Origin of the sequence: Bradyrhizobium yuanmingense (genome assembly GCF_900094575.1) — a bacterium.
Taxonomy (GTDB): Bacteria; Pseudomonadota; Alphaproteobacteria; order Rhizobiales; family Xanthobacteraceae; genus Bradyrhizobium; species Bradyrhizobium yuanmingense.
This window is the reverse complement of the sequence record NZ_FMAE01000006.1, coordinates 691,240-700,696: the sequence shown is the minus strand read 5'-3', so window position 1 is coordinate 700,696 and position 9,457 is coordinate 691,240. Positions and strand designations below refer to the sequence as shown.

The 9,457-nt window shown below is 65.4% G+C and carries 10 protein-coding genes; 7 read left to right on the top strand and 3 right to left on the bottom strand.

Annotated elements, in window-relative coordinates; translation table 11 throughout:
- The 6 genes from GA0061099_RS24605 to GA0061099_RS24580 form a co-directional block, all read left to right on the top strand.
- Window positions 1–1,109, top strand: a 1,109-nt coding sequence (locus tag GA0061099_RS24605) for a response regulator (RefSeq protein ID WP_141697664.1), incomplete at its 5' end; no start/stop codon positions are given.
- A 32-nt stretch (window positions 1,110–1,141) separates the two neighbouring features.
- Entirely contained in the window at window positions 1,142–1,615 is a 474-nt protein-coding gene (locus GA0061099_RS24600) for a chemotaxis protein CheW (RefSeq protein WP_057030291.1), read from the top strand.
- A gap of 31 nt (window positions 1,616–1,646) precedes the next feature.
- On the top strand, window positions 1,647–2,033 hold the full coding sequence (locus GA0061099_RS24595) for a response regulator (RefSeq protein ID WP_036015905.1): 387 nt from the start codon (window positions 1,647–1,649) through the stop codon (window positions 2,031–2,033).
- Between the two features lie 60 nt (window positions 2,034–2,093).
- Entirely contained in the window at window positions 2,094–2,972 is an 879-nt protein-coding gene (locus GA0061099_RS24590) for a CheR family methyltransferase (protein WP_036015907.1), read from the top strand.
- Window positions 2,973–2,974: 2 nt separating this feature from the next.
- Window positions 2,975–3,292, top strand: coding sequence for a hypothetical protein (locus tag GA0061099_RS24585; RefSeq protein ID WP_036015908.1), 318 nt, complete (start codon window positions 2,975–2,977; stop codon window positions 3,290–3,292).
- 141 nt (window positions 3,293–3,433) lie between these two features.
- A complete protein-coding gene (locus GA0061099_RS24580) occupies window positions 3,434–3,937 on the top strand; it encodes a response regulator (protein ID WP_036015910.1) in 504 nt (167 codons plus the stop codon).
- A gap of 21 nt (window positions 3,938–3,958) precedes the next feature.
- Here the strand turns inward: GA0061099_RS24580 and GA0061099_RS24575 are convergent, their stop codons facing one another.
- Window positions 3,959–4,261 carry a hypothetical protein gene (locus tag GA0061099_RS24575; protein WP_036015912.1) on the bottom strand — a complete coding sequence of 101 codons (303 nt, stop codon included), beginning with the start codon at window positions 4,259–4,261 and terminating at the stop codon, window positions 3,959–3,961.
- A 149-nt stretch (window positions 4,262–4,410) separates the two neighbouring features.
- On the opposite strand from GA0061099_RS24575, the gene GA0061099_RS24570 reads away from it, so the two are divergent.
- A complete protein-coding gene (locus GA0061099_RS24570) occupies window positions 4,411–5,046 on the top strand; it encodes a response regulator transcription factor (protein ID WP_026202588.1) in 636 nt (211 codons plus the stop codon).
- A 175-nt stretch (window positions 5,047–5,221) separates the two neighbouring features.
- On the opposite strand, the gene GA0061099_RS24565 is transcribed toward GA0061099_RS24570, so the two are convergent.
- Both GA0061099_RS24565 and GA0061099_RS24560 read right to left on the bottom strand, forming a co-directional pair.
- On the bottom strand, window positions 5,222–8,737 hold the full coding sequence (locus tag GA0061099_RS24565) for a PAS domain S-box protein (protein ID WP_420886548.1): 3,516 nt from the start codon (window positions 8,735–8,737) through the stop codon (window positions 5,222–5,224).
- A gap of 64 nt (window positions 8,738–8,801) precedes the next feature.
- Complete coding sequence (locus GA0061099_RS24560; protein ID WP_036030564.1) at window positions 8,802–9,221, bottom strand: response regulator; 420 nt, start codon at window positions 9,219–9,221, stop codon at window positions 8,802–8,804.
- Window positions 9,222–9,457: the final 236 nt, after the last annotated feature.

The window sequence follows — 9,457 nt, the reverse complement described above, 5'->3', positions numbered from 1 at the left end:
CCTCCGATCCCGAGAACGGCTTCATCGTGGTGACGCAAGTCGGCAGCCAGACCTTTGGCATCGTCGTCGATGGCGTGTTCCACACCGAAGAAATCGTGGTCAAGCCGATGTCGACAAAACTGCGTCACATCGACATGTTCTCCGGCAACACCATTCTGGGCGATGGCGCGGTCATCATGATCATCGATCCCAACGGCATCGCCAAGGCGCTCGGCGCCGCCGGCTCCTCGGCCCATGGCATGGGTGACGAAGCGGCCGGCCATCACATCGGAAGTGGCGAGCAGACCACCTCGCTCTTGGTGTTCCGCGCCGGCTCGTCGCAGCCCAAGGCGGTTCCGCTCGGCCTCGTCACGCGCCTGGAAGAGCTGCCCGCCGACAAGATCGAGTTCTCGAACGGCCGCTACATGGTGCAGTACCGCGAGCAGCTGATGCCGCTGGTGGCCATGGAAGGCGTCACCATTGCGAGCCAGGGCGCCCAGCCGATCCTGGTGTTCGCCGACGACGGCCGCTCCATGGGCCTCGTCGTCGACGAGATCATCGACATCGTCGAGGAACGGCTCAACATCGAGGTCGGCGGCTCCTCCTCCGGCATTCTCGGCTCGGCCGTGATCAAGGGCCAGGCCACCGAGGTGATCGACGTCGGCCACTTCCTGCCGATGGCGTTCGCCGACTGGTTCACCCGCAAGGAGATGAAGCCGTCGCTGCATTCGCAGTCGGTGCTGCTGGTCGACGACTCGGCCTTCTTCCGCAACATGCTGGCGCCGGTGCTGAAGGCCGCCGGCTACCGCGTCCGCACCGCGCCGACCGCGCAGGAGGGCCTCGCGGCACTGCGCGCCCAAAGCTTCGACGTGATCCTGACCGACATCGAGATGCCCGACATGAACGGGTTCGAGTTCGCGGAAGTCGTCCGCTCCGACAACAACCTCGCTGCGACGCCGATCATCGGCCTGTCGGCGCTGGTGTCGCCGGCGGCGATCGAGCGCGGCCGTCAGGCCGGCTTCCACGATTACGTCGCCAAGTTCGACCGTCCCGGCCTGATCGCGGCGCTGAAGGAGCAGACCGCGGGCGCCGCCGGCGCCTCCGAGCTGAGCCGGGCGGCCGCGGCTTAAACCTTGAGCGGCATGGACCAGGAGACACTGAAATGAGCAAGAAGACCCAGTCCGCTGAAGGCGCCATGGTCGAGTACGTCACCGCGATGATCGGTGGCCAGCTGTTCGGCCTGCCGATCTCCCGCGTCCAGGACGTGTTCATGCCCGAGCGCGTCACCCGCGTGCCGCTGGCCTCGCGTGAGATCGCGGGCGTGTTGAACCTGCGCGGCCGCATCGTCACCGTGGTCGACATGCGCTCGCGCCTCGGCCTGCCCAAGGACGAGGACGGCAAGACCGCGATGGCGGTCGGCGTCGACCTACGCGGCGAATCCTATGGCCTCCTGATCGACCAGATCGGCGAGGTGCTGCGCCTGCCCGAGGACGGCAAGGAAGAAAACCCCGTCAACCTCGACCCCCGCATGGCCAAGCTCGCCGGCGGCGTCCACCGCCTCGACGGACAGCTCATGGTCGTCCTCGACGTCGACCGCGTCCTCGAGCTCGAAACCAAGACGCAAATGGCCGCCTGAGCCAACGAAACATCGAAGCCGGAGAACAGAAATGAAGACGTGTTTGGTGGTCGATGATTCCAGCGTGGTGCGCAAGATCGCGCGCCGGATCCTGGAAGGTCTGGAGTTCGAGGTCACCGAGGCCGAAGACGGCTCGAAGGCGCTCGAGATCTGCCAGCGGCAGCTGCCCGACGCGGTGCTGCTCGACTGGAACATGCCGGTCATGGACGGCTTCGAGTTCATGGGCCACATGCGCCGCTTGCCAGGCGGCGACCAGCCGAAAGTGGTGTTCTGCACCACCGAGAACAACGTGGCTCACATCGCTCAGGCGCTCAGCGGCGGTGCCAACGAGTACATCATGAAGCCCTTCGACAAAGACATCATCGCCGACAAGTTCGCTGAAGTTGGTTTGATCCCGGTCGGACAAGTCATGGTCTGAGTGTGTCCGGCCTAAAGTATTTGGGCCGGAGTTTTCCAGTACAGATTCAAGAGGCCATCCGTGACCCCGACCGAGTATGAGTATCTGCGTAAGTTCCTGAAGGATAATTCCGGTCTCGACCTGTCCGCAGACAAGCAATATCTGATCGAAAGCCGCCTGCTGCCGCTCGCCCGCAAGGCGGGGCTGTCCGGCATCGCCGAGCTCGTGCAGAAGCTGCAAGGCGGTTCGCGCCAGCTGATCACCGACGTGGTCGAGGCCATGACCACCAACGAGACTTTCTTCTTCCGCGACAAGGTCCCGTTCGATCATTTCCGCGACCACATCATGCCGGAGGTCATCAAGGCGCGTGCGGCCAAGCGCAGCGTGCGCATCTGGTGTGCCGCGGGCTCGACCGGGCAGGAGCCCTATTCGCTGGCGATGTGCCTGAAGGAGATGGGCGCAGCCCTCACCGGCTGGCGCGTCGAGATCATCGCGACCGACCTGTCGCAAGAGGTGCTGGAGAAGGCCAAGGCCGGCGTCTACAGCCAGTTCGAGGTGCAGCGCGGCCTGCCGATCCAGATGCTGGTGAAATATTTCAGGCAGACCGGCGAGACCTGGCAGATCAATCCCGAGTTGCGGGCGATGATCCAGCACCGCCAGCTCAACCTGCTGCACGATTTCGCCCAGCTCGGCACCTTCGACGTCATCTTCTGCCGCAACGTGCTGATCTATTTCGATCAGGACACCAAGATCAATATCTTCAACCGCCTGGCGCGCCAGATCGAGCCCGACGGCTTCCTGGTGCTCGGCGCCGCCGAGACCGTGGTTGGACTGACCGACACGTTCCGGCCGATTCCGGAGCGGCGCGGCCTCTACAAGCCGAATGATCCGCGCGCGGCCGCGGCCAAGCCGGTTCTCGCCGGTGCGGCGCCGCGCATGGCGGCGATGGCGGGACGATAATCATGGCCGAGGATGGCAAGGGCGCGGAGCGTGTGACCTTCAGCCGTGGCTATGATGTCTGCATCATGGCCATCGACGGCACCTGGCGGCGCGACTGCAAGCTCAACGCGATCTCCGACACCGACGCGGTTCTCACGGTGGAGGGCTCGATCCAGGGCTTGAACCTGAAGGAGTTCTTCCTGCTGCTGTCGTCCACGGGTCTCGCCTATCGTCGCTGCGAGCTGGTCCGTGTCAACGGCGCCGAAATGGACATCCAGTTCCTGCGCGGCAAGAACCGGAAGAAGCGCGGTGCGGCCGGTGGCCACGACGCCGCGGCCTGATCTCGCCGCCGCCGTCGCTGCGCTTTCCCGCACTTTGCTTCACATTTGCTGAACGTTTCCGAGTCAATTGCTCGCGGCAGCTTTACGCGGCTTCAGCGCGAGCCGTGTATCCATTGACGCTCTCAATCCCAGGATACGGCAATGCCCAGAAGTTCTCTTTCCCCGATCTCGTCAAACCTGCCCGACGGCGCCGAGCGGCGTGCACTTCAGCTCCTGGTGGTCGATGACGACGCCACGCAGCGCCGCCTGATCACGGTCGCGGCCAAGCAGGCGGGCCACGAGGTCACTGTGGCGCCATCGGTGGCGGACGCGATCGAGAAGCTGCGCGCCGCGCGCTTCGACTGCGTGACGCTCGATCTCGTGCTGGAGGACGGCGACGGCGTCGACGTGCTGCGCGAGATGGCGAGCGCGAAGTTTGCAGGCTCCGTGATCGTCATCAGCGGCATGGACGGCAAGCGCCGCAGTGCCGCCCGCAGCTTCGCCCGTTCGGTCGGCATCGAGCTCCAGAGCCTGCCGAAGCCGCTGGATCTCGCGGCGCTGCGCATCAGCCTCGCCAATCTCGGCAAGACCGCGATGGGCCTGCCGGCGATTCACACCTGGGGTGGTGTCGCCACCGACGCGATCGTGGAACGGCACCGCGCCTGAGCTTGCGGAGCCGCCATACGGTCAGACGCGGCTTCCGGCCGCGTTGCCGGATTCCGATAGACATTGCAGGGCGTGGCCGAGGCCCGCCCGGCAGACATTGAGGGCCGCGCTCGCGCTGGCGTAGCGGGGCGTGACGTCGTCGAGCAAGACGACATCTGCGGAACCTTCCGGATCGCTGCCGTGTTCTTGATCCATGGCTGCGGCGATCCGGCGCATGCTGGTCTCGATCTGTGCGATCAGTAAACGAAGGTCCGCCGCAATCAGCTCACGGCTCTCGACTTCGGACGTTGCGACAGGAGGCGGCGTGTCGGCCAAATTTAGCATGGATATTCTCCGTCCAATGCAATTAGGCGCCATGCCGCTACTTGTGCGTTAAGTCCATGTCCCGTACAAATACGGGTGGGCCGAATCCGCGCCGAGCGCCATAACGAATGGCGCGGACGCGAGTCCTTCATGCCAACCGGATGTGGCACATGGCCGAACAAAGCTCTCGCGGTGAAATCTTCGTGGTCGATGACGACCCTGCCGTTCGCGACACCTTGTCGATGGTGTTGAAGGCGGCGGGCTATGAAGTGATCTGTTTTGCGGACGGTGCAGCGCTGCTCTCCGTGGCGCGAAACCGCACGCCGGCTGCAATCCTGCTCGACGTGAATATTCCCGGGAAGTCGGGTCTCGACATCCTGAAGGAGCTGCACGGCGAGGATTATCCTGCGCCGATCTTCATGATCTCCGGGCAGGGCGACATCGCGATGGCGGTGGGCGCGATCAAGAGCGGCGCGCTCGACTTCATCGAGAAGCCGTTCCGCGGCAGCGAGATCGTCGGCCGTCTCGACGAGGCGATCGGTGCCTATGCACGCAGGCAGGCGGAGAACGCGTCGCCGAAATTCGGCTCGCTGCATTTCCCCGGCCGCGAGCCGCTGACGCGCAGGGAGCGCGAGGTGCTGGAGCAGTTCGCCTCCGGTGCCTCCAACAAGGAGGCCGGCCGCACGCTCGGCATCAGTCCGCGCACCATCGAGGACCACCGCGCCAACATCATGAAGAAGCTCGGCGCGCGCAATGCCGCCGACCTGATCCGCATCGTGATGACCGCGGCCCAGCGCGCGTCGTAACATGGTCTCGTGCCACGGCTCAGCAGCGCATCATGCAATGATGCGCTGCTGAGCCGGGTCCATCTCTCCTCACCGACGGTTTCGTAGCCCGGATGGAGCGCAAGCGTAATCCGGGATTTCGCGCGCCGCACGATTGTTCCCGGATTGCGCTGCGCTCCATCCGGGCTACGGGCCTTCACCCGCTCAACGCCTTGCGGATGATCCGCGCCAGATCCGATTTGCGATAGGGCTTGGCCAGCAACACCACGCCGGAATCCAGCCGGCCGTGATGGATGATCGCGTTCTCGGTATAGCCTGACGTGTAGACCACCTTGAGATCCGGGCGCGTCTTCATCAGCTCGTCCGCGAGCTGCCGTCCGTTCATCTTGCCGGGCATGATGACGTCGGTGAACAGAAGGTCGAACGGCTTGCCGGCCGCGACGATCGCGAGCGCCTCCGCGGCGTTCGCGGCCTGCAACGTGACGTAACCCAGCGAATGCAACTGCGCCAGGACGTAGTCGCGCACCAGCCGGTCGTCCTCGACCACCAGGATCGTCTCGTGTCCGCCCTCGATCGTCGCCGGTGTCACGCCCTCGCCGACCGCCGTCGGCGTCTTGCCGGGCGGCAGATACATCTTGATCGTGGTGCCGTGGCCCTCCTCGCTGTAGATCTTGATGTGACCTGCGGACTGCTTGATGAAGCCGTAGACCATCGAAAGCCCGAGTCCGGTGCCCTTGCCGGGCCCCTTCGAGGTGAAGAAGGGATCGAACACCCGGGGCAGCATGTTCGCAGGGATTCCGGTGCCGGTGTCGCTCACGGCGATCAGCACGTAGTGCCCCGGCGGCACGTCGTTGGCGCTGGCATAGACCTCGTCGAGATAGGCGGCGCCGGTCTCCACGATCAGCTTGCCGCCGCCGGGCATGGCGTCGCGCGCATTGAGCGCGAGGTTGAGGATCGCGGTGGTGAGCTGGTTGGGATCGACGATGGCAACGCAATTCTCGTCCTCGAACACCGATTCGATCTGGATCTGCTCGCCGAGCGTCGGACGCAATAACTTTGCGGTGTCGACGATCAGCGAGTTGATGTCGATCTCGCGCGGCTGGAGCGGCTGCTTGCGCGCGAAGGCGAGCAGGTGCTGGGTCAGGTCGGCGCCGCGCGCGGCGGCCTCGTCGATCATCTTGGTGATCGCCGCGAGCTGCGGCTCCTTGGCGACCGCCTCCGCGAGAATTTCGATCGTCCCGGTGATGACGGTGAGAATGTTGTTGAAGTCATGCGCCACGCCGCCGGTCAGCTGGCCGACGGCCTCCATCTTCTCGGCATGGCGGATGCGCTCATCGGCGGCGATCTTGTCGGTGAGGTCGCGGTAGAAGACGTTGAACAGCAGGCCCTCGCGCCGCTTCAGCGCGGTGACGCTCAACTCGGCCTTGAATTCCTTGCCGTCGCGCCGGCAGCACATCAGCTCGCGGCGGCGGTTCAGCGTCCGGCCACCCTCGTCTTCGAGGAAGCGTTTCAGGCCGGCTCGGACCCGGCCACGTTCGCTCTCGGCGACAATGAGGTCGATCGTGCTCTTGCCGAGCACCTCGTCGCGGCGCCAGCCGAACAGCTGTTCCGCCTGCGAGTTCCAGTTCAGGATGCTTCCGGTCTCGTCGGTCTGGACGAAGGCGTCGAGCGAGGTCTCGACGATGTTGCGGGCGAGCCGCTCGCTCTCGAGCAGCGATTCCTGCGCGAGCCGCGCTTCCGTCATGTCGCGCCCGACGAAGAAGAAGCGCTTGGCGCGCTCGGACCAACTGCCGAGCCAGGACAGCCAGACCTCGTGCCCGTTCTTGTGGTAGCAGCGGGTGTCGGCCAGCCTGACGCGCTCGCCGTGTCGCATCGCCCGCATCTCGGCACGGGACTGCTCCAGGTGATCGGGATGGATGAAGTCGGCGCCGCTGCGGCCGATCATCTCGTCCGGCCGATAGCCGAGAATGGTCTCGCTGCTCGGGCTGATCTGCGCGACATGACCCCGCGCGTCCATGACCATGATCAGATCCTGCGACGTCTCGAAGATCTGACGCCGCTCCTCGAGTTGGTGCTGCAGCGCCCGCTCGGCGCGCCGCGCCTCGGTCAGGCTGCGCGCGCTTCCGGACGCGCCGATGATCTCGCCCGACGGTCCCTTGATCGGCGACAGGCCGAGCGAAATCTCGACCGGCGTGCCGTCCTTGCGCAGGCGGACCGTCTCGAAGCGTTCGATCGGCTCGCCCCGCGCGATCCGCCGCAGATAGTCCTTGCCCTGTTCGCGGCGGTCGGACGGGACGATGATCGAGGTGGGCTTGCCGATCGCCTCCTCCGCCGTATAGCCGTAAAGGCGTTCGGCGGCCGGATTCCAGCCGGTGATGATGGCATCGAGCGTCTGCATGACGATCGCATCGTCGGACGATTCCACCGCGGCACTGAACAGGTTCTCGCGCGCCGCGTGATGGCTCCGCGCGGCCTCGGTGCGGCGATGCTCCTCGATCTCGCGTTCGAGCGCGGCCGTTTTCGCGCGCATCTCCTCCACCATCCGCGCAAAGGCCCGGGCCAGCACGCCGGTCTCGCCGCTAGCATCGACGGGGATCTCCGCGGGACGTCCGCTGCCGATGGCCTGCACCGCCTCCGTCAGACGCCCGATCGGGCGGGTCAACGAGCGCGCCAGCAGCACCGCGAGCGCAGCCGCGGCGAGAACAGCCAGCACGCCGACGAGCAGGGACGTTTTTTGAATGGCGGCCGGCACGCGGCCGAACACGGACGGGGGAACAGTCGCGACGATGGCGACCCATTCCTTGCCCGCAAGCGATAACGGCACGAATGCCGCGCCGCTCGTCCGGCCCGCCTCGTCGGTCGTGACCCGCGTGGCCACGTCCGACGTGCCGGCCAGTTCTGACAAGAACGGAAGGTCTTTGCGCCAATCGGTCGGATGGCCCCGCGATGACCCGAACTCGCGCGTCCGGTCGGGATGGACGAGATAGTCGCCGCGCGCATTCACGACGTAGATATCTCCGCCCGAGGTTGTCGCCGCGCGGACCCGCTCGAGTGCCGGGCGCATGTCGATATTGGCCACGATGATGCCGAACGGCTTGTCGTCGGCCGTGAACAGCGGCATCGCCACGCGCAAAGTCGGCGCGTGAGGCGCCGTCGTTCCCCCCTGACGGGTCGCGAGCTCGATGGGAGACACATAGATCTCGCCGGGCCCGAGCCGTATGGTTTCCTGGAAGTAGGCGCGGCCACTCTTGCGCTCCAATTCGCTGTCCGGAGCGATCCGGGCTGCTCCGTTGGGACCCGAACGATCGACGTGGACCAGCTCGCGCTGGTCGTCGACGCCAATGATCCTGAACTGCCCGTAGATGGGCTTGGCGTCGATCTCGGCCGCGAGCCGCGCCGCGATACGCTCGCGCCAGGTCTGCTCCGAAACGCCGTCCGCGGGATCGATCCCGCCGCCGGCATGAGCGCGGATCAGGCCGTTGATTGCCGCTGCGGCGCGATAGCCGACCAGATCGCCGCGTACGCCGGCAACGTAGGATTCAAGATTGGTTGCAAGCAGGCGGGATTGGGCTTCGACCCGCTCCAGCACCCGCGGAATGACGGCCTGTGTGGTGTTGCGATAGCCCAACCATCCGACTGCGGCCACGGTGACCGCAACCAGCAGGATCATCGCGAGGGCCAGCCGCGTGGCCAGCGTCGTTGCTGCTCGCATGGGGAGTTTCGCCGGACCTGCCGCAGCGCTGCGCCATTTTTGGCTTGCAGCAGAGGCGTTCTTGTCATCGGCGGCCGGAGCGGACATCGGACCCCTCTGGCGCGTCGGCCTTCAGGCAATCTGCGACCACGGCAAGCAGTGCATCGGGCCGGAACGGCTTTTGCAGGCTGGCCACGGCGCCGAGCTTGGTCGCCATCTTCAGGAAGTCCGGCTCCGCATACGCATCCGGCGTGATCGAACGGCCGGAGATGACGACGATCGGAACGGCTGGGGCCAGCATCCGAATGTGACGCATCGTCTCCAGTCCGTCCATACCGGGCATGAAGATGTCGAGAAACAGCAGGTCGAACCGGCTGGTCTCGAACAGCGCCAGCCCCTTGCGGCCATCCTCGGCGACCGTCACGTGATGACCAGCCCGTTCCAGCAGCAGCCGGATGGTGAACTGGACGGCCGGATCGTCATCCACGATCAGGATGTTGGCCACGCCTAAAATCCTCCGGCCGCGTTGGGCGTTCCAGCGGCCCCAAATCAAAGCAACAAATGCGAAATTGTTGCGCGGATTCTGGCCGCGCTGCAAGCACCTCGCGTTTGCCGCGAATGCCTTCCTGGCGTGGCGACAGACGAGGCGCTGTGGCCGGTACGCACGCTTGCGTGCATATGCGATCCGGTCCGAACGCAATAAGTCGTTTCAAAGACAGGAGATATTCTTCTCGCCGTAGT

Coding starts and splice junctions, on each gene's coding strand:
- GA0061099_RS24600 (WP_057030291.1), top strand. CDS start 1,142: ATGAGCAAGAAGACCCAGTCCGCTGAAGGCGCCATGGTCGAGTACGTC.
- GA0061099_RS24595 (WP_036015905.1), top strand. CDS start 1,647: ATGAAGACGTGTTTGGTGGTCGATGATTCCAGCGTGGTGCGCAAGATC.
- GA0061099_RS24585 (WP_036015908.1), top strand. CDS start 2,975: ATGGCCGAGGATGGCAAGGGCGCGGAGCGTGTGACCTTCAGCCGTGGC.
- GA0061099_RS24580 (WP_036015910.1), top strand. CDS start 3,434: ATGCCCAGAAGTTCTCTTTCCCCGATCTCGTCAAACCTGCCCGACGGC.
- GA0061099_RS24575 (WP_036015912.1), bottom strand. CDS start 4,261: ATGCTAAATTTGGCCGACACGCCGCCTCCTGTCGCAACGTCCGAAGTC.
- GA0061099_RS24570 (WP_026202588.1), top strand. CDS start 4,411: ATGGCCGAACAAAGCTCTCGCGGTGAAATCTTCGTGGTCGATGACGAC.
- GA0061099_RS24565 (WP_420886548.1), bottom strand. CDS start 8,737: ATGCGAGCAGCAACGACGCTGGCCACGCGGCTGGCCCTCGCGATGATC.